This is a genomic window from Streptomyces sp. NPDC047043 (assembly GCF_040644055.1).
Taxonomy (GTDB): domain Bacteria; phylum Actinomycetota; class Actinomycetes; order Streptomycetales; family Streptomycetaceae; genus Streptomyces.
In genome coordinates this window covers 135,978-161,907 of record NZ_JBEYVO010000016.1, presented here as the reverse complement: position 1 = coordinate 161,907, position 25,930 = coordinate 135,978, and the positions used below count along the sequence as shown (strand labels likewise).

The window sequence follows — 25,930 nt, the reverse complement described above, 5'->3', positions numbered from 1 at the left end:
AGTTCATCCGCCGGGATGCATGGCGGTTACGGTGCTCCCTGCGACTGCGCGTGGCGCTTACCCGGCGCGACATGAAATCCGGACCCGAGGAGCACTCCGCGGTCGAGGTTGAGCACCTCGATGTCCCCGTCCGCAGGGGCGCAACGGGTCAGCAGCCCCCCGTATCCGGACGCCATGAGAATCACTCCCCAGTTGACGATCCAGGGCTTGGTGCCACCATCGGGGTCCGGAAAGAGTTCGGGCACCGGGTGGATTCGCCGCTGCAATACGTAGGGGCCGTCGAGGGCCTCGATCAGCAGCTTGCGCCATTCTTCAGGAGTGACCTCCGGCGACCAGCCGGGAACCACTCCCTGACCACCGTGCAACAGAGTGGGCTTGAGGATGAGTTCGTGCTGACGGGCCACTGCGTAATCCAGCAGCGAGCTTTCGGTTCCGTCCTCCGCAGTCACGCGCCGGGAGGTCACCGAGGAAGTCCAGGGAAGCAGCCGGTCAATGACATCCAGTTCCTCGTCCGAGAACAGATGCCGGTGCGCGCGATCGGAGAGCATGGCCAAGGACGCCTTGCTTCCGTACAGCTCCGACTCCAGCGAGGTGAACATGCGTACCTCGCCGGCTTCCAGCGCGCCGAGCAGGGGCTCCAGCAACGCATCGGTGTCGTCGTCGAGCAGGTCCTCCATCATGAACTGGCGGTAGACGACGTCGACCGGACGGTCACCCAGCCACAGCTTTCCGTCCCGCCTCTCGAACTGCCCGAGGTGGCACGGGTACGCCTCCAGGCCGTGCTCCCGCCACACCCTGACGAGAGCGCTCAGGTACCCCTCCATCTCCTCGAAGTTCGAGGGCCATTCGGTCAGCGCGACGACGGGGCGGTCGTCGGGCGCGCATCCCGTCTCGTGCCGCATCGTGCGGATCTGCTCCGCCACCGTGTCGACGTACTGGAGCTCTTCCTCCGCGGCGAAGCGGCTGAACTCGGGGTCCGCCAGGACTCCACGGCATACGTCTCCGCCGTCGAATCCGATCGTGCTCCCCATGTTGAACTCCATGACGCGGAAACCCGACCGGTCCAGGAAGAGGTCCGCTCGCCCCATGCCGGTCAGGGAGTTCGGCACCGCGGCGGACGAGCGCTCGACGGCACGTATCTGCGCCTTCTCCATTCCGTTCGCCCGGGCGAAGGCGGCGATGTCCCCGTCGAACAGAAGGTGCGGGAGGCGATAGAGCGCACCGCGTAGCACTTCCAGGTCCCGGGTCAACTGATGGATCTCTTCTGCGGAGAGGAACACCGGACGGAGTGCGTACTGCCCTCTGGTGAACACACGAATGAACTCGGTGTCGTGCACCGGACGCAGAACTCGTCGGAACTTCTCCAAGTACCGCTCGGTCAGCGCGTGGTTGCGTGACATCTTCCGTAACTCCCCTCCGACGGCGATTTTCACCCAGGTCGACGCCAAGAGTGGCACGGTCGGGGCTCGTATCTCCTAAGCGAGATACGTAGTTGCGGCGGAGAGAAGTCAACGCGAAGCGCCCGCGCGCATGAACGTGCGTGCCAAGTAATCCTTGCGCGTAGCCGATTCACCGTTCCGTAAGCCGGGTGCGTCGCGGTGAATACGCCTTTTGTTGACGCGCGAGGCACGGGTGAGTTCCTAGGTTGACTGTGCCGCCCGATTGATTGAGCGCCTTCGCTACGGAGGCCTCATAAGAATGTGTGCCCGGCCTTTCCGAGTCCATTGAACTCGGCCGCGCAATACGGGTGTTCGCCCAGCTCAGAATGGGAGTGACTGACGATGTCAACAGACCTCGGTACCCGAACAAAGCGAGTGGCGATTGTCGACGCCTTCTCGACAGGGAGCCTGCTGCCGGCCGTACTGGACCGGTACGGCATCGAGTGGGTGCATGTCCGCACGCCCAACCCCGACATCCTGCTGTCGAGCGCCCCGGACACGTTCCTCGACGAGACCCGGCATTCCGGCGATGTCGCGGCCACGGCGGACGTACTGCGGGGGCACGAGGTCACGCATGTGATCGCCGGCCAGGAAGCGGGGGTCGAACTGGCCGACCGGCTCTCCGCCGAACTCGGCACCCCCGGCAACGGGATGAGCCGGCCGACCGCCCGCCGCAACAAGTACGAGATGGGCCTGGCGCTGCGCGATGCCGGCCTGGCGCACGCGGCCGGCCTGGTGTCGGCCGATGCCGACGAGATCATCGCGTGGGTCGAGGAGACGGTGGGCTATCCGGTGATCCTGAAACCGGTCGCCAGCTCCAGCACGGACAACGTGGTGGCATGTTCGTCCCCGGAGCAGGTGCGCGCCGTCCACGACAAGATCATGAGCAGTACCGACCGTCACGGGATGCCCAACACCACGGTGCTCGCACAGGAGTTCCTGGCAGGGGACGAGTACTTCGTCAACACCGTCAGCCGGGACGGCAGCCACCACACCGTCGAGGTCTGGCGCTACTACAAGACGCGCCTGCCCGGCGGCAACATCATCTACGACTACAACGAGCCGCTGTCACCCGACGATCCGGTCGCCAAGGAACTGGAGGCCTACACGCACCAGGTGCTCGACGCCCTGGAGGTACGCAACGCGGCCGGTCACACCGAGATCATGATGACCTCAAGGGGACCGGTGCTCGTCGAGAGCGCCGCGCGCATGGGCGGTGGCCAGGTTCCGGACATCTACAACCGCCTCTTCGGAACCAACCAGGTGGAGCTGCTCGCGCTGTCCGTGGCGCGGCCGGACGAGTTCGACCGTCTGCCCACCACCGCGTACCAACTGCTGCAGCACCACCGCTTCGTGCATCTCATCAATCCGCGGGAGCACGGCGTCATCCCGTCGCACGAGGCGATGGCCGCCATCCGTGCGCTGCCGTCCCATGCCTTCACCGTCATGAGGCATCCGGAAGGCCACTCGCTCCCGCCGACGATCGATGTCGCCACACAGCCGGGCTACGTGTTTCTCATCTCCGAGGATCCGGCGCAGCTGCTCGCCGACTACCGGACGCTGCGACAGATCGAACAGGAACATCTCTACGACGGCAGCCCCCGATAGGGCAGCGAGCGCGACGCGGCGGGTCGCGCTCTTGCCGTGATCGTCCTGGTGCGACTACTCGCCCCAGTCCTCCTCGACCTCGGGCGCGAGGGCGAGCACCGTGGGGCTCAGCGCCACGATCTCCAGCTCGCTCCGGCAGCCCACGCACTCCAGAATCTCGTTGAGCCGCACCGAATCGCCGATCTGTACCGACTCCTCGCACTCCGGGCAGGCCTGCAGGGTGGTGGTCATGTGACGGTTTCCTTTCACTCGGTAGACCCTTGGTCGACCGGACGACTCAACCGGTCTGCCGCGTCGAATAGGACGGTACGCCCGCGCCGTCGCCGTGCGAGTCCGCGGCAAGTTCATTCGCGGGGACACGGTGCGTTGACCTCTCTGGCGTGCGACTGAACATCTCGCTTACCCCTGCGCGGCCCCCGTCCGCGCCCTCCCCCGGCCCTGGAGGTCACGACGTGAAGTCCGTACTGATCCTGTCCAAATGGAACGCCGGCGGCGTGGCCCCGGCCGTCGAACGGCTGCGCGGCCGCGGTCTGCGTCCGGTACTGATCTCCGACCTTCCCGACGACCGCAACCGCGCCACCTGCGACGCCCATGTCCTGGTGGACTGGGACGGCGATGACCTGCCCACGCTTGCCTCGCGGCTCGAGCGGCACGACATCGAGCCCATCGCCGTCCTCAACATGCTCGAGGCGTTGATGCCGTGGCAGATCTCCCTCGCCACGCACTACGGCCTTCCGGGCGGTGACGCCGGCCGTCGCGTGCTGCTCAGCAAGACGCTGGTCCGGGAGCGCATGCGGGCCCTGGGGCTGTCCGGCATCCGTTTCTCCGGGGATCCGGCGGGGGTCGACTTCTTCCCCGCCGTCGTCAAGCCGTCCGGCGAGTCCGGGGCCTCGCGGCTCGTACGCCGGGTGGACGGGCCCGACGAGCTTCGTGCCTACGAGAGCCACCTGGCCGAACTCGGCCTCGCGGACACGGAGTTGATCGTCGAGGAGTATCTGCCCGGTACCGAGTACACGGTGGACGGCCCCGTCGTCGCCGGCCGCTTCCATCCGGTCCTGGCGGGCGAGAAGCCAGACCTCGACGAGACCAGGCACCACGACGCGGGGATCAACCTCCATCCGCCCCAGCAGGAACATGTGCGTGCCGGTGTGCGGGTCCTTGCCGAGGCGATCAGCGTGCTCTGCACGGACCTCGGCCTCGACCAGCTCTGGCTGCACGTCGAGGGCCGGAGCACCGAGGAGGGCCGGACGGAGCTCGTGGAGATCAATCCCCGGCCCGGTCGCGGCATGCACTTCCCCGCGGTGCACAAGCCCGGCGGGATCGACCCGATCGAGGCGTTCATCTCCATGTCGCTGGGCGAGTTCACCATGGCACCGGAACAACTGGAGCCGGTTCCCGACCTGCCGATCACCGGCCTGGTCTACGTGGAAGCCGACGAGCTCGGCACCGTGGAGATCGGCACCGGCGCGGACGACCTGCGTGAACTGCCCGGTGTGGTCGACGCGGACGTCGTCGACGGCTACCGGGTGACCAACCTGGAGCAGGAGAACTTCTTCCTCGGTTTCACGGTCACCGCCGGCTCCCTGCCCCAGTTGCGGGCCCGCGTGGCGAGGGTCATGGGCGCGCTCGACTACCGCATCACGGCGCCGCCGCGGACAACGTGAAAACGAGCCCCTTCCGCCCCCGCGCAGTTGCTGCTCACGCGGGGGCGGAAGAGGCTCGGTGAAGCGCGCGGTCACACGATGACGGCGGCCGCGTCGAGGGAGGTACGGACCGCCCGCACGACCCGCTCGGCGGTGAGGTCGTAGTGCGCGACGAGGTGTTCCTGGTTGCCCACCTCGTCGACGAACTGGTCCGGCATGCCGAGCCGCACCACCCGTCTCGGCGCCCGCTCCGCCAGTGTCTCGGCCACCGCGCCGCCGAGGCCGCCGCTGCGCCAGTGCTCCTCGAGGGTCACCACGAGCGACGCGGGGCGGGCCGCGGCCACCAGTGTCTCCGCGTCGAACGGGCGCAGGGTGTGCATGTTCAACACCGTTGCCCCGATGCCCTGTCGGGCCAGCTCGTCCGCCGCGTCGAGGCAGGCGAGCACCGGGTAGGGGCCGCAGCCGACGAGCACCACGTCCTCGCCCTGGCGCAGTGTCTGCGCCTGCCCGATGACCGGCGGCGGGGCCGCGGGCAGCTCCGGTGTCGGCTTGCGGCCGAGCCGGACGTAGAGCGGTCCCGGCACGTTCACGCTCTGCTCGACGAACGCCTCCGTGGCGGCGGCATCGGCCGGCACCACCACCGTCATCCCGGGCAGCGCCCGCATCACGGCGAGGTCCTCCAGGGCCTGGTGCGTCGGGCCCAGGTGACCGGCGGCGAGACCGCCGTGGGTGGCCATGATGCGGACCGGCAGCCGGTTGTAGGCGATGTCGATCTTGATCGCTTCCAGGGCCCGGGACGTGGCGAAGGCGGCCATCGTGTTGACGAACGGGACCCGCCCGCACGCGGCCATCCCGGCGGCGATGCCCATCAGGTTGTGCTCGGCGATACCGAGGTTGAGGTACTGCTCGCCGGCCGCGGCGGCGTACTCGGCGTTGAACAGACCGGTGTCGGAGTCCAGGCACATCAGCTCGGGATGCCGCTGCAGCAGGGGAAGCAGGGTGTCCCGGTACGCCTCTCGGGTCGCGCGGCTCATCCGGCGTCCTCCGTGGCTCGTAGGGCGCGGACCGCCCGTGCGTGGTTGCGCGGCGAGAGCGTCACGTAGTGGCTGGCACTGCGGCCTTCGAGGAACGGCAGGCCGCGGCCCTTGACCGTACGGGCGATCAGCACGCTGGGCCTGCCCGGTTCCCACGGCGCGGAGCCGAGGTGCTCCGCGAGGCCGTCCGGATCGTGGCCGTCGACGTCGCGGACCGCCCAGCCGAAGCTGCGCCAGCGGTCGGCCAGCGGTTCCATCGGCGCGATGCCGTCGGTGGCACCGGTCAGTTGGAGTCCGTTGCGGTCGACGATCACGACCAGCCGGTCCAGGCGCAGCGACGCGGCCGCGATGGCCGCCTCCCACACCGAACCTTCCTGGAGCTCGCCGTCGCCGAGCAGGACGAAGGTGCGCGTGTCACGGCCGGCGTACCGGTCGGCGAGCGCGAACCCGCAGCCGAGCGCGAGTCCGTGACCGAGCGACCCGGTCGGCAGCTCCACGCCGGGGACCGCGCGCACCGGGTGGCCCATCAGCCTGCTGCCGGGGCGCCCGTATCCGGCGAGTTCCTCGACCGGGAAGAAGCCCCGTTCGGCCAGCGTCGCGTAGAGGCCGACGGCGGCGTGGCCCTTGCTGAGCAGGAAGCGGTCGCGGTCCGGGGCGTCGGGCCGCTGCGGATCCACGTTCAGGACCGAGAAGTACAGCGCGGCGAGCACGTCGGCGCAGGAGAACGCGCCGCCGAGGTGGCCGCCTTCGGGTCCCGCGCACATGTCGACGACGTGCGAGCGGATGCGTGCGGCGACCGTGTCCAGGGTGTCCCGCTCCAGGACGGGGGCGGTCGTCATGCTGCCGCCTTCGCGAGCGTGGCCACCATGTCCTTGTTCGCCCACACCTTTTCGAAGGCGTCCGCGTACAGGCCGAGCAGTTCGCCGGCCCCCGGGTGCAGATGGCGCTTCTGGATGGTGAGGGAGTCGGCGATGACCGCGCGGGTCACCGGGTGGCCCTCACCCGCGACCGTGCCGGGCGCGCCGGTCACGGACCACGGGTAGCCGGAGCCGAAGCCGACGCGGTCCACGAAGACCTTCTGGTCGGGCAGCGGCATCAGCTGGTACTGCGACATCGGCACGCCCTCGGCGCGCAGCAGCCGCCGCAGCGCCGAGCGCAGTGCCTCGGGCCGCACCCCGTCCAGGCCGAACGCGGCCGGGTCGAACCGGAAGCGCAGGATGTGCCAGGCGTGGGTGGTGTCCGGCAGCGCGGTCGGCACCTGGAGGCCGGGCAGCTTGGCGAGCCGGGCGAGGAAGGCGGTGACGTTGTCCTGCCGGGCGCGCTCGTAGTCGTCGAACCGGTCTAGCTGCGCGATGGTGAACGCGGCCTGGAGGGCGTTCATCTTGTAGTTCCAGCCCAGGCCGTACGAGATGTAGTCGCGGTCGCGTCCGGCCTCGATGACCTCGCCGAACTGCCGGCCCCGGCGCATCGCGTCGGCGAGGTCGGCGTCGCGGGTCACGAGCAGTCCTCCTTCACCGCAGGTCGGGATGTTCTTGCTGACCTGGAGGCTGAAGGCACCCGCGTCGCCGATCGAGCCGACCGGCCGCCCGCGGTGGGTCGCGCCGGGCGCCTGGGCGGCGTCCTCGACCACGGCGATGCCGTGCTTGCGGGCGATGGCGGTGAGCCGGTCCATGTCGGCCGGGGCGCCGTGCAGGTGCACGGGGATGATCGCCCTGGTCCGGTCCGTGATCCGGCGCTCCACGTCCTCCGGATCGATGTTGAAGGTGACCGGGTCGATGTCGGCGAACACGGGAACGGCCATCTGGTGCACCGGTGCGAGCCCGGTGGCGATGAAGCTGAGCGCGGGCACGATCACCTCGTCGCCCGGCCCGACGCCGAGCGCGGCCAGCGCGAGGGCCAGTGCCGCGGTGCCGTTGGACACCGCGACGCAGTGCTCGTGGCCGAAGCGGCGGGCCCAGTACTCCTCGAGTTGGGACACCGCGTTCACCCCGTCGGTGTCGGACACCAGGCGCGGGCCGTCGAGCGCGTCGAGGACGGCCTTGCGGTCCTCGTCCTCGACCAACGGCCACTGCACATGGCGCCGGTCCCTCGGCACGGCCGCCGTACCGCCGAACGCTGCCAGCTTGCTCATCACTCTCCAGTCCACAGGGTCACGGTGGTCGATACGTGCGCGGTCACAGCCGTGCCGCCGCCGCGCCGACGGCGTCGACCGCACGCGCGTACGCGCCGCGCAGCACCGTGGCGTGGTGCGCGATGTCGGGTGCGGCCGCGCGCGGGTCCTCGAGCCCGTGCGCACCGGTGAACCGCAGTCCGGTCCAGGCGTGCGCGACGGCCTCGACCGCGCGTCCCGCTCCGGCGAGCGCCGGATCGTCCCACTGGTGGCCGCAGCGGCGCAGCAGTTCACCGTGCAGTGATGCCTGCGCCTGCATGCCCCAGCCGAACGGATACAGCTCGCGCAGCGCCCCGGCGTCTCCGGCCCGGCACCGGTCGAGGAGCTCCGCGGCGAACTCGTCGTACCCGGCGAGACCGGTACGGGCGGAGTTGTCCGGGGGTGCCGTGGTGAAGCCGTCGACGTCGGTGCGCAGGAAGCCGCCGAGCAGTTCGGGCGTCAGGGGCGCGGGCGGGGCGTCGAGGCGGACGTCGAGGCAGCGCCGGCCGATCCGTGCGTCGCTGAAGAACGCGTCCTGGACGTCGGTCGGGTTCGCCGAACCCCAGCTGCGCAGGAACTCCTCGATCGGGACGGCACCGCGGAACGCGGGCGGCATCGCGTCCGAGACGTAGACCACCCCACGGGTCTCGTCCAGGCCGTAGATCACCACGAGGTGCGCGGCGTGCACATCTCCGTATGCCGGCCGGAACGGCAGGTGGAAGTTGTCCACGGCGGCGATGACCAGCCGGTTGTCGGCCAGTGTCTCGCGCACCTCCCGCCAGACGTCGTTCTCGTCGGCGGGCTGCCACCAGCGCGCGTGCAGTTCGTGGTGCGGGGCCAGCGCGGCACCGAGGTCGGTGGCGCCGGACTCGTCGGCGGGGCAGGGGTAGTAGAACTCCTCGGACCTCACGTCGCCCGGCAGGTGCAGGAACCGCCAGCCCGCGCCGAGCACGGCCAGCGGGTCGGCGCCCTCCCGGATCAACAGCGCACCGAACGTGGACTGGAGGCAGCTGAGGAGGTCGCGGTACCACCACTCGGGTTCCGGCCCGGTGATCATGTACGTCCGTGTCGTCACGTCGACGGTCATGTCAGGGCTCCGTCCGCTGCAGGGTGACCGCGAAGACATGCACCGCGACGTTGCGGGGCAGCAGGATGCCGGTCAGGCCGGCACGCCGGGTGACCGGCACGCGCTGCGCCCACATGACCGCCGGAACGCCTCGCTGCACATGGTGCGGGTAGTGCATGACGAGGCTCTCGAAGGCCTTGACCTCGCCGAACCACGCGGGCGCCGCCCAGAAGTCGGAGACCCGCAGCGGTTCCGCGTCGACCGTGCCGTCGGCGAAGCTCAACTCGACGGTGTCCTCGCAGCGGCGTTCGGACGCCGCCAGGACGTGGATCCAGTCGTAGCGGCCCTCGGGGACACGGATGAACTGTCCGGCGCAGCGGACGTTGTCCGGTCCGTCACAGACCGGAGGAAACTCGAAGGGAACGCCGTCCACGTGGACGAGGCTCTTGCCCGCGGGCAGGTATTCGGCCGCGAACGAGTTTCTCCAAACGTTGAATGCCCCCGCTCTGGTCTCCGCCGCCGCGGAGATCGCCGTGTTGTTGCGATGGCCGGAAATGTCGACCGGATCGCACAACCTTGTTCTGGCGGAGGACACCGAAATGCCCGTCAAGTGACCCACCTCACTGAAGCACCGTTTTGCATTTCGAACCTAGCCCGGTCGTCCAAACTTTTCGTCCGCACCGTGATTACCTCGACGGTCACGGCTGGAGCGCGACGGCGCGCAGCTTCTCGTAGTACGGCTGGTGGTAGTCGCGGTAGGCCCGCAGCACCGGGTCCGCGGCGACCGCCTCGGCTCCGCCGCTCCTGCCGCGCGTGAAGCCGGCGGTCTCGCTCGTCGACTTGTGCCACTTGCTGGTCGACTGCCATTCCGACCGCATGCCCGGCTGCCAGCTCAGCGCCTCCGGAAGGAAGGGGATGCCCACCGCCGAGCAGTACGCCCGCACGGTCTCGGCCGGCCGGTCGAGCAGGTCGTCGGAGTCGATCACGACCGGCGCGGTGCCGGTGGCGGCCTCCACGGCGGTGAAGATCTCGTACAGCCGGGCGAAGCCGATCTCGTCGCGGCCGAGAACCGGGTTGAGCGCGTGGTGCGACGCGATGGCCTCGGCCGGGTCACGGATGATGAACGTGTGGGTCGCGGCCGAGAGGAAGGCCTCGTCGGCGAGCAGCGCCGGGTAGTGGAAGTCCGTGGTGTCCTTGAAGAACACCGGCTGCTGAGCCGCGATGGCACGCAGCGCCGCGAGCACGTCCTGCTCGCTGTGCGCGACCCGGTCGGCGACCTCCACCTCACCGAAGTCGACGACCTGGGAGAACGGCTCGTGCACGACGACGCGGTCGCCCCGCTCCGTCATCATCCGCGCGAACGCGGTGGAGCGGCAGCGCGGCGCGCTCCACATGGCGAGTACCGGGATCCGCTCCGGGTTGTGCCCCACGATTTCCCCCTCTTCCTTGGCGTGCAGTGAACTAATTCGACGGGTATTCGAATCCGGTCAAGAGTGACACGGCGGCCGTCCGAGCCGGGTAATCAGAATTCGCAGCCGTGGCAGGGGGAAGTAAACGCAACACGTCCCCGTACCTGAACTTGTCGCGGACGCACACGGTGCAGGCGTGCTCGTAGTTTCCTTATCACGCGGCAGGCCGGTCATTCCGTCCGGTCAATCAGTGGTTCTAATACGGAGGTCACGTGTCAGCGACACCAGAGCGCCCGGGTGACCGCAGGATCGCGGTGCTCGCCAGCAGGGTCGGCGCGGACGAGAAACGACTGTTCGACGCCTTCGACCGACGCGGTGTCCCCTACGACCACGTCGACACGCGTCGGCAGTGGTTCCTGGCCGGGCGGCGTGGCCTGCCCTGGGGTCTCGCGCTGAACCGGGAGATCGGCCAGGTCCGCGCCGCGTACGCGGCCCGCTGCCTCACCGCGGCGGGAGTCGAGGTGGTCAACAGCGCGGACGCGACCGAAGTGTGCGGCGACAAATGGCGCACCACCATGGCCCTGGAGGCGGCCTGGGTGCCGACGCCGCGCACCGCGCTCGGCCTCACTCCGCAGGCCGCGCTGGCCGCCCTGGACTCCATCGGCTACCCGGCGCTGATCAAACCGCTGGTCGGCTCGTGGGGCCGGCTGGTGGTTCAACTGCCCGACCGCGCCAGTGCGGAGGGTGTGCTCGAGTACGTCGCCGCGCTGCCCGGCCCGCAGTCGCACCTCGGGTATGTGCAGGAGCTGATCGACAAGCCCGAACGGGACATCAGGGTGATCGTGGTCGGTGGTCAGGTGCTGGGCGCCGTCTACCGGACCGGTGAGTCCCTGCGTACCAATGTGGCGCTCGGCGGGCAGACCCGGCCGTGCGAGGTGACCCCGGAGATCACCAAGCTCTCCCTCGACGCGGCCGCCGCGGTCGGCGCCGACATCGCCGGTGTCGACCTGATCGAGGACCGCGACGGCCGGCTGCTGGTCCTGGAGGTCAACCACCGGGTCGAGTTCACCGGTTTCCAATCCGCACTCGGCGACCGGGTCGATGTCGCGGACCACATCGTCGACCACCTACTGGAACGAGCGCAACGATGAACTGGGCGTTCACTTCGTCCGGCAGCGTCACCGAGACCTACGCCCTCGGACTGCTGCGCAAGATGCTGGAGATCCCCTCCGCGTCCTACCAGGAGCGCGCGCTGGCCGACTACTTGGCCGAGGCGATGCGCGACCTGGGTTTCCAGGCGCACATCGACGGGGTGGGCAACGTCGTCGGCGTGATCGAACGCGGCGTCGGCCCCACGGTGATGCTGCTGGGGCACATGGACACCGTCTCGGGCCATGTCCCGGTCCGCTCCGAGGACGGCAGGCTCTACGGCCGGGGCTCGGTGGACGCGAAGGGACCGCTCGCGGCGATGATCTGCGCGGCGGCCGGCGCGGTGGACTTCCGCGGGCGGATCGTGGTGATCGGCGTCGTCGAGGAGGAGACCCCTCGCTCCCGCGGCGCGATGGCGATCCGGGCCACCCACGACCGGCCGGACGCGCTGATCATCGGGGAACCGAGCGGCTGGTCGAGCGTGGTGCTCGGCTACAAGGGCAAGCTGGACCTGCGCTACACCGTCAAGTGTCCTGCCACGCACCCGAGCAACCCGGTGCCGAAGGCGTCCGAACTGGCGGTCGCCTGCTGGGACGCGCTGGTCGAGCTGCTCGGTCCGGATGCGAGCCACGGCGCGTTCGACCGGCCGGGCGCGACGCTGTGCCGGCTGAACGCCGACCTGACCACGGCGACGGCGGACCTCAGCGTCCGTGTCCCGCCGGGATTCGACGTCGACGAGCTGGTGCGCGAGCTGCGTGACCGGCTGCCGGCCGGCCACCTCGAAGTCCTGAACTCGGTGGCGGCCTGCCGGGTGGGCCGGGCCGACCCGGCGGTCCGCGCGCTGGTGTCCGGTGTCCGGCAACTGCACGCACAGCCACGGCTGGTGGTGAAGACGGCCACCTCGGACATGAACACCCTGGCCGAGGTCTGGGACATCCCGATGGCGACCTACGGACCGGGCGACAGCAGCCTCGACCACGCCGACGACGAGCACATCCTGCTGTCGGACTACATGCGCGGCATCGACGTGCTGACCATCGCCGTCTCGGAGTTGGCACACCTGCCCGTCCGCCCGGACGACCCGGCGGCCCACGCGCCGCAGCCCGTGAGGAGTCTCAGGTGACCGGCATGACCGAGCGCCTCGCCGCGCTGCCCGCGGAGCGCCGCGAACGGTTCCTCGCCCGGCTGAGGGAGCAGATGGCGGCCGCGGCCCGGCGGGGTCCGACGCCGCGCGGTGACTCGGGTCCGGCGCCGCTGTCGCCCGCGCAGCGCACGCTCCGGTTCTTCGATCGCCCGGCCCCGGACGGCCCGGCCTCCGACGTGCCGCTGTGCCTGCGCCTCCAGGGCGGGCTGAACGTGAGCGCCCTGCGCTCGGCGCTGGCCGGCGTCGTGGCCAGGCACGAGGCGCTGCGGACCGCGATCGTGGCACGCGAGGGCCGCCCCATGCAGGTGGTCGCCACCGCGGTCCCGGTCGAACTGCCGCTGGTCGAGGCCCCGGGCGACGACCACGAGCAGCGGCTCGCCGCCGCGCGGGCGCTGGTCCGGGAGCGGGCCGGGGCGCCCTTCGACCCGGGCCGGACGCCCATGTGGCGCGCGACGCTGATCAGGGTGGCGCAGGACGATCACCTGTTCCTGCTCGACATCCCCCGGCTCGTGTGCGACGCCCGCTCGCAGGAGGTCCTGCTGCGGGAACTCGCCGAGTGCTACCGGTCGTCGTGCGACGGCGACGCGCCGCGGCTGTCCGGTCCTGAAGTGCAGTACCCGGACTACGCGGTGTGGCAGCACGGCCGGCTCGACGGCGGTGACCTGGACAAGCTGGGCGGCTACTGGCGGGACAGGCTGGCGGGCGCCGAGGTGCTGGAGTTCCCGACCGACCGTCCCCGTGGCGACAGCCGGACCTTCGCCGGCGGCAGCGGCGACTTCACGGTCGGGCACGAGGGATGGGAGCGGGCCGGGGAGCTGGCCCGGAAGGAAGGCGCAAGCCCGTTCGACGTTCTCGCCGCCGCCTTCTTCACCCTGCTGCACCGCTACTCCGGCCTGGAGGACCTGGTGATCGGCTCGCCGGTCGCGGGCCGTTCGCACGACGCACTGTCCTCCGTCGTCGGACTCTTCACCGACATGCGGGTGCTGCGCGCCGATGTCTCAGGCGACCCGACCTTCCGTGAGCTGGTCCGGCGTGTCGCGCGGGTGTCGTCCGAGGCGGACGAGCACGGCGGGCTGCCGTTCGACCAGCTGGTCGACGCGGTGAACCCGGTCCACGACCCCTCCCGCTCACCCATCTTCCAGATCGTCTTCGGTGCGGAGGACTTCGGCACGGAGGGCGTGCCCACGGCCGGCTGGCCCGGTCTCGTCGCATCGCAGGAGCGCGTCCCGTCCGGAGCCTCCCGCTTCGACATGAGCTGGAGCCTGACGCGGCCGTCGGTCACCGGGGCCGGGGCTCTGCTGCACATCGAGTTCAACACCGACCTGTTCGACGCCGACAGCATCGCCAGGTTCGCCGGGCACTACGACGGACTGCTGCGCACCCTGACGTCCGCGCCGGACGCCCCGCTGTCCGCCGCGGAGGTGCTGAGCCCGGCGGACAAGGAGTTCCTCGCCGAGGTCGGCAGGGGGCCGATGCGGCCGATCCGCGAATCCACCGTCGTCGCGGAGTTCGAGGCGCGCGTCCAGGAGTCGCCGGACAGCGTGGCGGTCGTCGTCGCCGGTGTCGAGACCAGCTACGCCGAACTCAACGCCAGCGCGAACCGGCTCGCCGCCCTGCTGCGCGCGCAGGGCATCGAGCCGGGCTCACGGGTCGGCCTGTGCCTGCGCAGGAACGTGGACGTGACGACCGCGATGCTCGCGGTGCTCAAGGCGGGCGCGGCCTATGTGCCGCTCGACACGACACACCCTCCCGCCCGGGTCGCGGAGATCGCCGCCGACGCGGAGGTCGGCGCGGTGATCGCACACGCCGAGGTCGCAGGGACCGTGAGCGAGGTCGCCGCGCCCGTCGTGACGCTGGACGACATCCGCGAGGAACTGGCGGCGATGCCCGACGGGAACCCGCCGCTCGCCGCGAAGCCCGGCGAAGTCGCGTACGTCATCTACACCTCCGGCAGCACCGGCCGGCCGAAGGGCGTGCTGCTCGAACACCGAGGCGTCGTCAACTTCGTCGACTCCACGCGCGACCTGTTCGATCTGACGCCGGCCGACCGGGTGCTCGGGTTCGCCTCGGTGACCTTCGACGTCTCCGTGTTCGAGACGTTCTCGGCGCTGCTGACCGGAGCGCGGCTGTACCTGGCGACCGAGGACGAGCGGCTGTCCGTGGACCGGCTCCAGTCGCTGATGGAACGGGCCGGCATCACCGTCATCGACCTGCCCCCGACCGTGATGCCGCTGCTGGCGCCCGAGAGGTTCACCGCCCTGCGGATCGCGTTCGTCGGCGGCGAGGCGTTCAGCGGTGAGCTGGTGAACCGGTGGAACCCGGGCAGGCGGCTGTTCAACGGCTACGGGCCGACCGAGTGCACGGTGACGATGATCGTGGAGGAGTGCGGGGGCACCTGGGAGGCCTCGCCGCCGATCGGTCTGCCCATGGCCAACCATGTGGCGCACGTGCTGGACGGTGACCTTCGCCAGGTGCCGGTCGGTGTGCCGGGTGAGCTGGTGATCGGCGGTGCCGGGCTCGCGCGCGGCTATCTCCGCCGGGAGGAGCTGACCGCGGAGAAGTTCGTCACCGACCCGTTCGGCACCGCGCCCGGCGGCCGGCTGTACCGCACCGGCGACCTGGTCAAGCGGCTGGCGGACGGACGGCTGGTCTTCCTCGGCCGGCTCGACCAGCAGGTCAAGATCCGCGGGCTGCGGATCGAACTGGGCGAGGTGGAGTCGGCGCTGACCGGCTTCGCCGGGATCGGGCCGGTCAGCGTACGGCCCTGGACCGACGACGCCGGTGCCAAGCACCTGGTCGGCTACCTGACGGGCGTCACCGAGCAGCAGGTGCCGTCGGTGCGCGAGCATCTCGGCACGCTCCTGCCGTCGTACATGATCCCGTCGTACTTCGTGGTGCTCGACGAGCTGCCGATCACCAGCAGCGGCAAGGTCGACTGGCGCAGGCTGCCCGCGCCGGACCTGACGCGTACGGACGACGGACCGGGCGACGAGACGCTCACCGAGACGGAGCGCAGGCTGCTGCGCGACGTGCTCGCTCCCCTGCTGCACGACGGCCGGCTCGGCGTGCACGACGACTTCTTCCTGGCGGGCGGCAACAGTCTCCAGGCCGTTCAGCTGATGTCGGCGATCAACCGCCGGTTCGGGGTGGAGATCTCGCTCGGTGACTTCTTCGTCTCCCCCACCGTCGCGCACCTGGCCGCCACCGTCGACTCCGTGCGCGCCGCACGGCGCGACGACGACGATCCGCTCGACGAACGGGCACCGGTGGTGATGCGCTCGTCGGGCCCGGCGCAGGTGATCCTGCTGCACCCGTCGGGCGGTGAACTGTTCTGCTACGTACCGCTGGTCCGGGCGCTGCGCGAGGACCTCGGCGTGATCGGTTTCTCCGCCGATCCGCAGGACGCCGCCGTGGCCCCGCACGACGCGATGGCGGCGACCGCCGCCCGGATCGCGCAGGCCCTGGTCGAGAGGGGCCTGCCGGAGTCGTGCTGTCTGGCCGGCTGGTCCTACGGCGGTGTGCTCGCCTTCGAGGTCGCCCGGCAGATCGAGCAGCGGACCGGAGGGCGGCCGCCGGTGGTACTGCTGGACGCCGCCTACGACGAGGACACCGAGCCGCTCGACGAGCCGACGGTACGGCAGCGGTTCGTGCACGACGTCGCCAGGCTCACGGGACGCGACGGCCGGACGGTGCGCGGTGTCCTCGACGACCCGGTCGCCGGCGTGGTCGACGTCGGGGAAACACTGACGCGCCTCGGCGTCGAACTGGAGCTCACCGAGCAGGAGTTGGCCTCCCGCTTCGGGACCTTCCGGTCCTCCGCCCTGTCGATGCAGGCCTACCGGCCACCGGGCCCGTACGGCGGACCGGTCACCGTGCTCACCGCCTCGCCGCACATCGCCATGGAAGAGCAGTGGCGGACGGTGTGCACGGGTCCGTTCCGGGTCGAAAGCGTGCCCGGCGACCACTACACCCTGTTCACAGAACCGGCGTTGAGCCGGGTCGTCGCAGCGGTCGAAGCGACGCTCGCGTCTTGAGGAGACGTACATGCGGTTCGGATTCACCGAGGAACAACAACGGTTCCGGGCGAGCGTGCGCAGGACGCTGCGCTCCGCGGAGGTGCGTGCCGCGGCGGCGGAGGCCACGGGCGCGGACGGTGTCGAGCCGGACGCGCGTCCGCTCTACCGCCTGCTGGGCAAGCTGGGGCTGCTCGCGGTGCACTGGCCCGTCGAGTTCGGCGGAGAGGGCCGCCCGCTGACGGATGCCGCGATCGTCGCCGAGGAACTGGTGCGCGCGGGGGTGCCGGACACCCTGCATGTCAACACCATCCAGATCGTGGGCCAGTTCCTGTTGATGGCGGGCAGCGACGAGCAGAAGCGTCGGCATCTGCCCGCGATGGCCCGCGGTGAGAGTTTCGCCTCGGTGCTCTACACCGAACCGGACGCGGGATCGGACCTCGGCGCGCTGCGGGCCGTGGCCCAACCGGACGGCGACGGCCACCGGATCACGGGCACCAAGGTGTTCAGCCTGAAGACCCGGTTCGTGGACCTCGGGCTGTGCGCGGCCCGCACGACGCCGGGTGCCGGGAAGTACCAGGGGATCAGTCTGTTCCTGGTCGACATGAACGCTCCCGGTGTCGCGGTGTCGGTCATCCCGGGCATCGGCGACGAGCACTTCCACCGGATCGATCTGGACGCGGTGCCGGTGTCGGGCGACGACCTCCTCGGGCCGCGCGACGAGGGCTGGCCGCTGCTCAATCAGGCACTGGCCATCGAACGCACCGGCCTCGACTACTACCTCAAGGCGGAGCACTGGCTTGAGGCCGCGCTGGAGGCACTGGTCGACCGCGGGGCGGACGACCCGCACGATGCGCAGCTCGAACAGATCGGGCGCTGGTACGGCGCGCTCGCCGCCGACCACGTCCTCGCCTGGGAGGTGCTCACCGGCCTGGCGTCGGACCGGGTCGACCAGGTCTCGACCGCCGTCGCGAAGTACCACAGCAGCGAACTCGCCCAGAGTGTCGCGGCATGGGCCGTCGACATCCCCACCCCTGAGCAGCGGGCCGACCGCACACGAGCGGCTCTGACCCTGGACTCGGCCTTCCGGGAGGCGCCGGGGCTCACGCTGTCGGCCGGTACCTCCGAGGTGATGCTCCAGATCATGGCCACCGGTTTCGACTCCATCGGACAGGAGGAGCACTGACATGGACCTCACCCCCGACCCCCTCTTCGTGCAGTCGCGCAAGGCACTGCGCGCGGGCCTCTCCGGGGTGCCCGCCCTGGACGGGGTGCACGGCGCGCCGGTGGCCGACGGGGCGTCCGGCCCGGCCCGGACGGTCCTCGACGAGCTGGGCGCGGCCGACTTCGAACGGCCGGCCTCCGCCGGCGGCCTCGGCCTCGGCCTGACGGCCGGGGCGCTGGTCAGCGAGGAACTCGGCCGCGCGGCACGCGGCAACTCCTACCGGGCCGACGCGCTGGCGGCCGACCTGGGCGGCCCGGGCGGCACGGCACTGGCCGGTCTGGAAACCCTGCCGACCGGCACCGGGGTCGTCGCCACCCCGCGCGGGGACGGCTGGGAACTGACCGGAACGGCCACGGTGGACGACGGGGATCCCGGCACGCTGCTGGTGGCCACCAGGACGGACGGCGGGCCGGTACTCGTCGCGGTGGCGCGTGATGCGGCCGGCCGGAGCACAGGGAGCGGGAGTTGGCCGCCGGTCGTCCGGTTCGAGGCCACGCCGGTCACCGCGGCCGACGTGGTCGGGGCGCTGGACGACTCGCCCACCGGTCCGCTCGCGCGGGCACGGCTGCGGCAGGCCGCCTATCTGCTGGGCATCGCCGAGGGCGCGCACCAGGTCGCGGTGGACCATGCCGGTTTCCGGCGGCAGTTCGGCAGCAGGCTGCGTGATCTGCCCGCGGTCTCGTTCCCGTTGGCACGCGCCATGGTGGCGTTGCGTGCGACCAGGGCGGCGGTGTACCGGGCGGCCTGGGCGGTCGACTGCGAGCCGGACGAGGTCGGTACCGCGCCCGTCGTGGCGCTGGCGACGGCCGCCGAGACCGCCCGCGAGGTGGTGCGGCTGAGCATGCAGAGCTGCGGGGTGCGCGCGATGACGGCGGAACTGGGGCTGCACCGGTACTTCCGGCTGGCCGCGGCCGAGTCCGCCCGGTACGGCGATCCCGCCGCACTGTGGCGGATCGTCGGCGCAGACCGGGTCCGGACGGCACGGCGCGCCGCCGCCGGCGAGGGTTCCCTCGTCACGGCGGCGGCGCGGCGGTAGCGGTCAGCCGGCCCGCAGACCGATGACCGGCTCCAGCCTCTCGTCACCGAGGGGCTGTCCGGCCGAGTGGATGAGCCCGGTCCGGTAGGCCAGTGACACGAGCTCGGCGCGGTCGCGGACGCCGAGCTTGGTGCGCACCCGGTAGAGGTGGGTACGGACCGTGGCTTCACCGATGATGAGTTCGCGGGCCACCTCCTCGGTGGACATGCCCCGCGCCACCATCCGGGTCACCTCCCGCTCCCGCGGGGTCAGTTCGGTGACCTCCGGGCACAGATCGGACTCCTGTCGCTCCGGCTGCTCGAGGAACCAGGTGACCAGGCGCTGGGCGATGTTCGGCGCGAGCATGGTCTGCCCGGCGGCCGCCGCCTGGATCGCGGTGATCAGCTCCTGCGGGCTCGCGTCCTTGCCGAGCAGACAGCTCGCGCCGGCGTGCAGCACGTCGCTCACCGTCTTGTCCGCGTCGGACGCGGTGAACACGACGACGTTGGGCGGGTCGTCCTCCTTGCCGAGCCTGCGGATCATCTCCAGGCCGGAGATGGTCTGGAGGCTCAGATCCGTGACGACGACATCGGGCCGCGTGGTGCGCACGGAGACGATGGCCTCCATGCCGTTGTCGGTCGTGCCGATCACGTCGATGTCCGGCACCGCGTCGAGGAGGGTCCTGAGACCGTCCGCGATGACAGGCAACTGATCACAGATGAGCACCCGAATGGTCATTGTGTTCCCCCTCGATAAGGACCGACTCCCAGCGGTTCAGCCGTTGCCGTTGTTGTCGGTCGTCCCGTGAACGACCACGTTCGTCAAAGGGGCCGACGCGGTGGTGCGCTGCTGGACCGTCTGCGACGCGTCGGCGTCGGAGGAGGCCGTGAGTCCCCCCAGAAGGGCGCCGAGAGCGATGACGGAGGCGGCGGCGACAGGGGCGAAGCGCATGTGTGAACTCCTTTGGAGAGGCAGGCCGTTTTGACTCCGCTGATGCTCCCGATCCGTCTTCCCGGCCTGTTCCCCTCTGGACACCCGCCCGATCCCCGCGTGGTGGGCCGCGCACTGCGCAGGCCTCACCGTGCGGTCTCCGGCACCTTCATGAGGGAGAAGAGGTTGTCCGCCGCCGAGCGGTGCTGCCGGGCCATCTCCGGGTGTCCCTGGGCCTCGGCGGTACGGCCCAGGCCCCACAGCGCGCACGCCTCGTCGTAGCGCAACTCCATACGGCAGGCGATCTCGTGGGCCAGAAGCTGCTGCGCCTGCGCGGTGTCCAGGTCCCCCTGCGCGTACCGCACCCGCCCGACCGAGAGGTGCACGGTGGCCCGGTGGATGTCGTCGGTGCTGCTGGTGGCCTTGGCGAGGGCGTGGTCGGCGCTGTCCGCCGCCTCCGCCAGCTCTCCCATGCGCACCAGCACGTCGGCTCTGCGGGCGAGTACGAGCGGCAGCACCGAGGGCATGCTCATGCGCTGGCACCGTTCCAGTGCCGCGTCGGCCCAGGCGAGCGCCTCCTCGAAGCGGCCGAGGCGCTCGATCGCCTGGGAGAGGTTGCTCAGCGCGTCCACGGAGAGCTGGATCTCCTTGATCGAGTCGAAGATGGCCACCGCCCGCTCCGCCGACCGAGCCGCCTCGTCGAACCGCCCGAGCCGCACCTGGACCAGGCTGAGCGTGCTCAGGGAGGAGCCGTCGAGCCGGGTGAAGCCGAGTTCCTGCGCCCGCGCGTTGGCGTCCTGGCACAGCTGCAGCGCGCGTTCCAGCTCCCCCATGCTGTTGCACGCCTGTCCGAGCCGGGCCCGGCACTCCGCCTCGCTGTGCACGTCCTCCATCTGCCGGGACAGGTCGACGGCTTCCTCCAGCCGGGCGACCGCGTCGCTCAACTGCCCCAGCCGCCACTTGCCCATGGCCAGATTCATCAGGTTCAGCCGGGTCAACGACCGGTCCCCGAGCTGTCGCGACGCGCTGACACCCTTCTCCAGCGCCGCGTTGGCGCTGGCGTCGTAGGCGCGGATGCTGGAGTGGAAGCCCAGCTCACGCGGCAGCCGCGCGGCGTGCCACAGCAGTCCCTCGTGATACGCGGCGTCCACCGCCGCCAGCAGGCTCTCGCGGTGCTGGTCAAGCCACTGGAGCGCCTTGTCCTTGTGGTCGAACTCGTCGCGTGCCCGGCCTTTCTCGTCGCGGTCCCCGAAGCGGCGCCGTCCGGGAAACAGCGTGTCGCACGCGCGCTCCGCCGTGTTCAGGTAGTGATCCAGCAGCCGCCGCACCGCCTGCCCGTCCTCCGGCGCCTTCTGTCCCTGCGCGACCCGTTGCACGAAGCTGCGCACCAGGTCGTGCAGGGCGTACACCCCCGGTTCCCTGGCCTCCAGCAGCCGTACGTCGACCAGTTCTTCCAGCACGTCCTCGGCCGTCAGGACATCGGTGTCCAGCAGTGCGGCGGCCTCTTCGGCGTCCAGATAGCGTCCGGGGTGGTGCCCCAGCAGCCGGAAGGCCGTCCGCTGTTCCCGGGGCATGGACTGGTACGACAGCAGCAGCGCGCCCGCAACTCCCCTGCCCTCGCTGGTGAGTTCGTCCAGGCGCCGGTCGTGGTCCCGCAGCCGTTCGGCGAGGCGCTGGACGGTCCAGTGCGGACGGTTCGCCAGCCGGGCGGCGGCGATCCGGACCGCCAGCGGGAGCCCTCCGCACAGCCGCAGCAGCTCACGGGCCGCTTCCGGCTCCTTCTCGACGCGTGCGGCGCCGAGGGTGTTGCGCAGGAGCTGGTGGCTGTCCAGCTCCGGCAGGGCGCCCACGGAGAGCCACTCGGCGCCGTCCAGTCCGGTCAGCCGCGGCCGGCTGGTGATCAGGACCAGGCTGTCGGACGAGGCGGGGATCAGCTCCCGCACCTGCTCCGAGGCGGCGACGTTGTCCAGCACCAGGAGCATCCGACGGCCCCGCATGTAGGACTGCCACCGCGCGGCGCGTCCCGCCGGGACCGTCGGCACCTCCTCGCTGGGGATGCCGGCGGCGGCGAGCAGGTCTCCCTGTGCCTGGAACGCACTGAGCGGCGTCTGGCCCGGTGTGAAGCCGTGCAGGTCGATGAAGAGGCTGCCGTGCGGATACTGCTCGGCGAGTTGATGGGCCCCCCGGACGGCGAGTGCCGTCTTGCCGCCGCCGCCCATGCCGTCGAGGGCCAGGACCGTCGGCGAGCCCTCCGGGGCACGCCGGGCAGCGTCGCAGATCCACTGCAGCTCGGAGCTGCGGCCGGAGAAGTCGGGCACGTCGAACGGCAGCGCGTGCGGAGCCTCTGTCACCTGGTGCGGCACCCGGGACACGGCGCGTTCCGGGCGGGTGAGCGAGGGGTCCTGGCGCAGGATGCGTTCGTGCAGTCCGGTCAGCTCCGTGCCGGGGTCGATGCCCAGTTCGTCGGCGAGGTGCTCTCGGGCGCGGGCGAACTCGTCGAGCGCGGCGGCCTGTTGGCCGGAGTGGTAGAGGGCGAGCATCAGCCGGCTGCGCAGCGTCTCGCGCAGCGGATGCTCGTCGACGAGGACCCGCAGTTCGCCCGTGATCCCGGCGCCCTCGCCCGCGTCGATGCACAGATCGTAGAGCTGCTCGGCGGCGCCCAGCCGCTGCTCCTCCAGAGCCGTGGAGGCGGCGTCGACCACACGGCCGCCGGAACCGGACAGCACCGGCCCCCGCCACAGCGCCAGCGCCTCACGCAATTGTGCGGTGGCCCGCTCCGATTCCCCCGTGTTCAGCGATTCCCTGGCCTGTTTCAACAGCTTCTGGTGGCGCAGCAGATCGAGTTCCCCGGTGTCGACGACCGCGCGGTATCCGGGTCCGTCGGTGACGATGATGTCGGGGCCGTGCGGAATACGGCTGCGCAGTTTGGCGACCGTCTTGCGCACCTGGTGCTCGGCGCTGTCGGGCGGTTCTTCGTTCCATGCGGCCGCCACCAGACGGGAGACGGGCACGACGCGCCCGGCCTCCAGGAGCAGCATTACGAGAACGCGCCGTTGCAGAGCCCCGTTGACCGATACCAGTTCGCTGCCGCTGCGGACTTCCAAAGACCCCAGAACGGCGAATTCCGGCCTGGGACTTGTTTCGTCTTCAATTTGTATCGATGGCGCGGCCCGCACCCTTGCCCTCCCCCCGTCAGCGGGGGATGGGACACACGTCACCGCGAGAATAGATCCTCTCGCGGAGGCCATGCACCAGGCATGTTCGATCCCGCGTCCCGTCCCCCGTGCCTTCTCCTCGCTCAGAAGGAAAACATAACTACCCGGTGCGCGTCATCGGGTGGCCGGTCGGATATCGGCGACAAGGTCCTCTCGCGCCTTGGCGACTCGTTCGCGGGTCAGTTCCGGCGTTTCCCCCTCGACCACCACATAGGCGCGCCGGGCCCGTGGGTCGCCGACGGGCGGGATCCGGTCGCCGACCGTATACGGAAAGCGGGCTCCCCGGACCCAGGGGGTCACGGCGATGTCCTCCGTACCGGTGTACGTCTCCAGCCGCCCCTCGGGCAGCAGGAAGAAGCCGACCTCCGCGTACCGGGAAGCGTTCGGCACGGCCGGGTGGCCGCCCAGGAGGCCCGAGAAGACCGCGGCCTCCAGGTCGAACCCGCGCGCGATCTCGACGAGCAGGGGGATGCGGTCGGCGCCCAGATGCGCGCGGCAGGACACGATCCGCGGCCCGTGGGGCAGCAGCGCCACCTGCGTGTGAGCCGGGCCGAAGCGGTATCCGCACGCCGTCAGCCGCTCCTCGACCGCCGCCCCGATGATCTTTCGTTCGTCGTCGGTCAACGGCGCCGGATGGAGGTAGCCCGTCACCAGGAAGTGCGGTGGCCCCGTGGTGCGTTCAGCCGTCATCCCGACGACATGGTGGGTCCCGTCCACGGTCAGCGTCTCGACGCTCACCCTGGGAGCCTCTGCCGGGACCCGGTCGTCCTCCTCGCAGGCCTGGAGCCGTTCGTGCACCGCCGGGGGGTTCGGAGACAGGCCCAGTTGCCATGCCTCCCGGACCACCGGCAGGACGGAGCTGCCGTGTCCGCAGTGCAGCACGGTGCCGATGCCGTGGCGCCGCGCGGTCCGCGCGACGGCCTCGCGCAGTCCGGTCTCGTCGGTGAAGTCGGTGAGCAGCAGTTCCTCGGAGACCTCTTCGACGCGCGGCGCGAAGTCGGCCTCGAGCTGTGACGGATCCCATACCGACCAGATGCGGAACCCCAACTCGGCTCCTCTTCGCACGAGTTGGTGACTGGGCATCACCAGGAGCAGCTTGAGCTGCGAGCTCTTCGGGGAGTGTGCACACATAAGCGCCACTGTGTACGTCGGTCTTCCCGCCCTGTTCCCCTTCCCTTCCCCACAGGGTGTCGGGGCAGGGTCAGTTGCTCTTCCCGTTGTCCTTGCCGGACTGCTGACCGCTGCTCGACTTCTCCGGCTTCGCCGAACTCTCCGGCTTGCCGTCCTTGCCGGTCTTGCTGCTCTTGTCGTTGTTGCCCGGCTTGCTCGCCGAAGGCGTGGCCGTCGCCCGGCCCAGCTGCTCGGCGCAGTAGGCGGCCACGTTCTGCTCACCGCCCGCGGCCGCGATCAGCCGCTGCCAGGCCGTCGAGTCGAGCGCCTTGCCGTTGCCGTCGAGCTTCTTCTCGTACGCCTTGCAGTGGGCCTCGGTGTCGTTCGCCGTGGCCGGACGGTCCGGGGTCGCCGGGGTGTCCGGGGTGCCGGAGCCCGACCCGGACGTGCCGACCGGCCGGTGCTCGCGCTGCCGGGCCGCGTGACCGTCGTCCGAGGAGTGCCCGCCCGTGCCGATCGCCGCGAAGGCGACGCCGCCCACGGTCAGGCCGGCCAGCGCCAGCGCCAACGTGGCCTTCAGGGAGCGGCGCGAGCGCCGCTCCCTCGGCCGCCAGTCGTCCCGGCGCCGGGTGCGTGCCCGGTGCGTCCCGGCGTCCCGGGCGGCCCGGAACGCGGCCACCGCCCGCTGCTCGGCCTCGTCGTCGAGGACCTCCGGGCGCATCGCGCCGGCGAGCAGGGTCTCCAGCAGCGGGCCGTCCAGGCGGTCCTCGGGGCCCGGCACCGTGCCGCCCGGGTGCACGCGCCGACGGCCGGGGGCACTGCCGTCGCTCTGCCGCTCACCCATGTCCGTATCCATCCGTGTCCGACGGCCGGCGGTTCTCGCCGCCCCTGCCGCCATTGACGTAACTGATCCAACTGCCGTATCCGGCGCAACTGCTGTGTCTGACGTATGCGCCGCCGTCGGCGTTCATGCGACTGCCGGCGTTCGTGCCGCAGCTGCCTTTCATTTCGACTCCCCCAGCGTCCGGGGATCCTCATTCGTCACACCCGGGCCGCCGAGCCGCTCGGCGAGGCGCTTCAGCCCGCGGTGCGCGGCCGTGCGCACCGCGCCGGGTCGCTTGCCGAGGACGCGGGCCGCGGCGGGGCCGTCGAGCCCGACGACCACCCGCAGCAGCACGGCCTCTGCCTGGTCGCGGGGCAGGGTGCGGACCAGCTCCAGGGCGCGCTCGGTGGAGAGCGCCTCCAGCGCCTGCTCGTGGGTGCTGTACTGACCGGGCAGCTCCAGTACGTCCTGCTCGAGCGCCGAGGACCGGGGCCGCACCTTCAGCCGGCGCAGATGATCCAGCGCGCGGTGCCGGGCGATGGTCGCGGTCCAGCCGCGGAAGCCCGCCCCGTCGCCCTTGAACCGCCCGAGGTCGCGGGCTATCTCCAGCCAGGCGTCGGACGCCACGTCCTCGGCGTCGTCGCCGACGATCCCGCGGAGATAGCCGAGCAGACCGGGCTGCACGATCCGGTACGCGACCGCGAATGCCGCCTCGTCGCCTTCCTGGGCCCGCGCGACGGCCGCGCCCAGCTCCCCGTCGTACGCCTGCACGCGGCGGGGTTCCCGTCCCTGGCCCAACACAGTCCTCGGTGTCCGTACGAGTGATTCGCGAGTGGCGGATTGCACGGAATCCGCGCCGTGCGGCACGTCCTCGCGCGCGCACGCCTCCACGCTCCTCTGCGTCAGGCGTCACGGAAGTGTCACAGGACGTCAGGCGTGTCGCGGGGGGCGCAGGTCA

21 protein-coding genes are annotated in these 25,930 nt (G+C 70.9%); 7 read left to right on the top strand and 14 right to left on the bottom strand.

Features of this window, described 5'->3' with window-relative positions:
* Positions 1–26: 26 nt before the first annotated feature.
* Positions 27–1,400, bottom strand: a complete 1,374-nt coding sequence (locus ABZ880_RS25575) for a hypothetical protein (protein ID WP_361266957.1) — start codon at positions 1,398–1,400, stop codon at positions 27–29.
* Positions 1,401–1,814: 414 nt separating this feature from the next.
* On the opposite strand from ABZ880_RS25575, the gene ABZ880_RS25570 reads away from it, so the two are divergent.
* Positions 1,815–3,047: an ATP-grasp domain-containing protein gene (locus ABZ880_RS25570; RefSeq protein WP_361266955.1), complete on the top strand. Its 1,233-nt coding sequence runs from the start codon at positions 1,815–1,817 to the stop codon at positions 3,045–3,047.
* 54 nt (positions 3,048–3,101) lie between these two features.
* Here ABZ880_RS25570 and ABZ880_RS25565 read toward each other — a convergent pair whose 3' ends face one another.
* The gene (locus tag ABZ880_RS25565) at positions 3,102–3,278 is read right to left on the bottom strand and encodes a lysine biosynthesis protein LysW (RefSeq protein ID WP_361266953.1); all 177 of its coding nucleotides are present in this window, start codon (positions 3,276–3,278) and stop codon (positions 3,102–3,104) included.
* Positions 3,279–3,499: 221 nt separating this feature from the next.
* On the opposite strand from ABZ880_RS25565, the gene ABZ880_RS25560 reads away from it, so the two are divergent.
* Positions 3,500–4,711, top strand: coding sequence for an ATP-grasp domain-containing protein (locus tag ABZ880_RS25560; protein ID WP_361266951.1), 1,212 nt, complete (start codon positions 3,500–3,502; stop codon positions 4,709–4,711).
* Positions 4,712–4,782: 71 nt separating this feature from the next.
* On the opposite strand, the gene ABZ880_RS25555 is transcribed toward ABZ880_RS25560, so the two are convergent.
* The 6 genes from ABZ880_RS25555 to ABZ880_RS25530 all read right to left on the bottom strand — a co-directional run bounded on the left by ABZ880_RS25555 (position 4,783) and on the right by ABZ880_RS25530 (position 10,369).
* Positions 4,783–5,724 carry a transketolase C-terminal domain-containing protein gene (locus tag ABZ880_RS25555; protein ID WP_361266949.1) on the bottom strand — a complete coding sequence of 314 codons (942 nt, stop codon included), beginning with the start codon at positions 5,722–5,724 and terminating at the stop codon, positions 4,783–4,785.
* Positions 5,721–6,563 (bottom strand): transketolase, encoded by an 843-nt coding sequence (locus ABZ880_RS25550; protein ID WP_361266946.1) that lies wholly within the window; start codon positions 6,561–6,563, stop codon positions 5,721–5,723. Before ABZ880_RS25550 ends, ABZ880_RS25555 begins: the two co-directional genes overlap by 4 nt.
* Positions 6,560–7,855: a DegT/DnrJ/EryC1/StrS family aminotransferase gene (locus ABZ880_RS25545; RefSeq protein WP_361266944.1), complete on the bottom strand. Its 1,296-nt coding sequence runs from the start codon at positions 7,853–7,855 to the stop codon at positions 6,560–6,562. Before ABZ880_RS25545 ends, ABZ880_RS25550 begins: the two co-directional genes overlap by 4 nt.
* 43 nt (positions 7,856–7,898) lie before the next feature.
* Positions 7,899–8,960 carry a BtrH N-terminal domain-containing protein gene (locus ABZ880_RS25540; protein ID WP_361266942.1) on the bottom strand — a complete coding sequence of 354 codons (1,062 nt, stop codon included), beginning with the start codon at positions 8,958–8,960 and terminating at the stop codon, positions 7,899–7,901.
* Between the two features lies 1 nt (position 8,961).
* Entirely contained in the window at positions 8,962–9,372 is a 411-nt protein-coding gene (locus ABZ880_RS25535) for a hypothetical protein (protein ID WP_361266940.1), read from the bottom strand.
* 265 nt (positions 9,373–9,637) lie between these two features.
* Entirely contained in the window at positions 9,638–10,369 is a 732-nt protein-coding gene (locus ABZ880_RS25530) for a sulfotransferase family protein (protein ID WP_361266938.1), read from the bottom strand.
* Between the two features lie 251 nt (positions 10,370–10,620).
* Here ABZ880_RS25530 and ABZ880_RS25525 point away from each other — a divergent pair, with 251 nt between their 5' ends.
* From ABZ880_RS25525 to ABZ880_RS25505, 5 genes are read left to right on the top strand one after another with little or no spacing between them, the layout of a single operon-like run.
* Complete coding sequence (locus ABZ880_RS25525; protein WP_361266936.1) at positions 10,621–11,499, top strand: RimK family alpha-L-glutamate ligase; 879 nt, start codon at positions 10,621–10,623, stop codon at positions 11,497–11,499.
* Entirely contained in the window at positions 11,496–12,620 is a 1,125-nt protein-coding gene (locus ABZ880_RS25520; RefSeq protein WP_361266934.1) for a M20/M25/M40 family metallo-hydrolase, read from the top strand. The genes ABZ880_RS25525 and ABZ880_RS25520 overlap by 4 nt, the downstream gene beginning before the upstream one ends.
* A 5-nt stretch (positions 12,621–12,625) precedes the next feature.
* The gene (locus ABZ880_RS25515; RefSeq protein WP_361267120.1) at positions 12,626–16,675 is read left to right on the top strand and encodes an amino acid adenylation domain-containing protein; all 4,050 of its coding nucleotides are present in this window, start codon (positions 12,626–12,628) and stop codon (positions 16,673–16,675) included.
* A gap of 10 nt (positions 16,676–16,685) precedes the next feature.
* Entirely contained in the window at positions 16,686–17,840 is a 1,155-nt protein-coding gene (locus tag ABZ880_RS25510) for an acyl-CoA dehydrogenase family protein (RefSeq protein ID WP_361266932.1), read from the top strand.
* A gap of 1 nt (position 17,841) precedes the next feature.
* Positions 17,842–18,915 carry an acyl-CoA dehydrogenase family protein gene (locus ABZ880_RS25505; RefSeq protein WP_361266930.1) on the top strand — a complete coding sequence of 358 codons (1,074 nt, stop codon included), beginning with the start codon at positions 17,842–17,844 and terminating at the stop codon, positions 18,913–18,915.
* Between the two features lie 3 nt (positions 18,916–18,918).
* Here the strand turns inward: ABZ880_RS25505 and ABZ880_RS25500 are convergent, their stop codons facing one another.
* From ABZ880_RS25500 to ABZ880_RS25475, 6 genes are all read right to left on the bottom strand, one after another.
* On the bottom strand, positions 18,919–19,632 hold the full coding sequence (locus ABZ880_RS25500; RefSeq protein WP_361266928.1) for a response regulator transcription factor: 714 nt from the start codon (positions 19,630–19,632) through the stop codon (positions 18,919–18,921).
* A 36-nt stretch (positions 19,633–19,668) separates the two neighbouring features.
* Complete coding sequence (locus tag ABZ880_RS25495) at positions 19,669–19,845, bottom strand: hypothetical protein (RefSeq protein WP_361266926.1); 177 nt, start codon at positions 19,843–19,845, stop codon at positions 19,669–19,671.
* Positions 19,846–19,970: 125 nt separating this feature from the next.
* On the bottom strand, positions 19,971–23,000 hold the full coding sequence (locus tag ABZ880_RS25490; RefSeq protein ID WP_361266924.1) for a BTAD domain-containing putative transcriptional regulator: 3,030 nt from the start codon (positions 22,998–23,000) through the stop codon (positions 19,971–19,973).
* A 153-nt stretch (positions 23,001–23,153) separates the two neighbouring features.
* Positions 23,154–24,170: a phosphoribosylglycinamide synthetase gene (locus ABZ880_RS25485; protein WP_361266922.1), complete on the bottom strand. Its 1,017-nt coding sequence runs from the start codon at positions 24,168–24,170 to the stop codon at positions 23,154–23,156.
* 70 nt (positions 24,171–24,240) lie between these two features.
* Positions 24,241–24,993, bottom strand: coding sequence for a hypothetical protein (locus ABZ880_RS25480; protein WP_361266920.1), 753 nt, complete (start codon positions 24,991–24,993; stop codon positions 24,241–24,243).
* Between the two features lie 159 nt (positions 24,994–25,152).
* The gene (locus tag ABZ880_RS25475; protein WP_361266918.1) at positions 25,153–25,770 is read right to left on the bottom strand and encodes an RNA polymerase sigma factor; all 618 of its coding nucleotides are present in this window, start codon (positions 25,768–25,770) and stop codon (positions 25,153–25,155) included.
* Between the last annotated feature and the right edge of the window lie 160 nt (positions 25,771–25,930).

What these genes read in the sequence shown, in the direction of transcription:
- ABZ880_RS25575 (WP_361266957.1), bottom strand. Translation starts at nt 1,400, where the DNA reads ATGTCACGCAACCACGCGCTGACCGAGCGGTACTTGGAGAAGTTCCGA.
- ABZ880_RS25565 (WP_361266953.1), bottom strand. Translation starts at nt 3,278, where the DNA reads ATGACCACCACCCTGCAGGCCTGCCCGGAGTGCGAGGAGTCGGTACAG.
- ABZ880_RS25555 (WP_361266949.1), bottom strand. Translation starts at nt 5,724, where the DNA reads ATGAGCCGCGCGACCCGAGAGGCGTACCGGGACACCCTGCTTCCCCTG.
- ABZ880_RS25550 (WP_361266946.1), bottom strand. Translation starts at nt 6,563, where the DNA reads ATGACGACCGCCCCCGTCCTGGAGCGGGACACCCTGGACACGGTCGCC.
- ABZ880_RS25545 (WP_361266944.1), bottom strand. Translation starts at nt 7,855, where the DNA reads ATGAGCAAGCTGGCAGCGTTCGGCGGTACGGCGGCCGTGCCGAGGGAC.
- ABZ880_RS25540 (WP_361266942.1), bottom strand. Translation starts at nt 8,960, where the DNA reads ATGACCGTCGACGTGACGACACGGACGTACATGATCACCGGGCCGGAA.
- ABZ880_RS25520 (WP_361266934.1), top strand. Translation starts at nt 11,496, where the DNA reads ATGAACTGGGCGTTCACTTCGTCCGGCAGCGTCACCGAGACCTACGCC.
- ABZ880_RS25515 (WP_361267120.1), top strand. Translation starts at nt 12,626, where the DNA reads ATGACCGAGCGCCTCGCCGCGCTGCCCGCGGAGCGCCGCGAACGGTTC.
- ABZ880_RS25510 (WP_361266932.1), top strand. Translation starts at nt 16,686, where the DNA reads ATGCGGTTCGGATTCACCGAGGAACAACAACGGTTCCGGGCGAGCGTG.
- ABZ880_RS25505 (WP_361266930.1), top strand. Translation starts at nt 17,842, where the DNA reads ATGGACCTCACCCCCGACCCCCTCTTCGTGCAGTCGCGCAAGGCACTG.
- ABZ880_RS25500 (WP_361266928.1), bottom strand. Translation starts at nt 19,632, where the DNA reads ATGACCATTCGGGTGCTCATCTGTGATCAGTTGCCTGTCATCGCGGAC.
- ABZ880_RS25495 (WP_361266926.1), bottom strand. Translation starts at nt 19,845, where the DNA reads ATGCGCTTCGCCCCTGTCGCCGCCGCCTCCGTCATCGCTCTCGGCGCC.
- ABZ880_RS25485 (WP_361266922.1), bottom strand. Translation starts at nt 24,170, where the DNA reads ATGTGTGCACACTCCCCGAAGAGCTCGCAGCTCAAGCTGCTCCTGGTG.
- ABZ880_RS25480 (WP_361266920.1), bottom strand. Translation starts at nt 24,993, where the DNA reads ATGGGTGAGCGGCAGAGCGACGGCAGTGCCCCCGGCCGTCGGCGCGTG.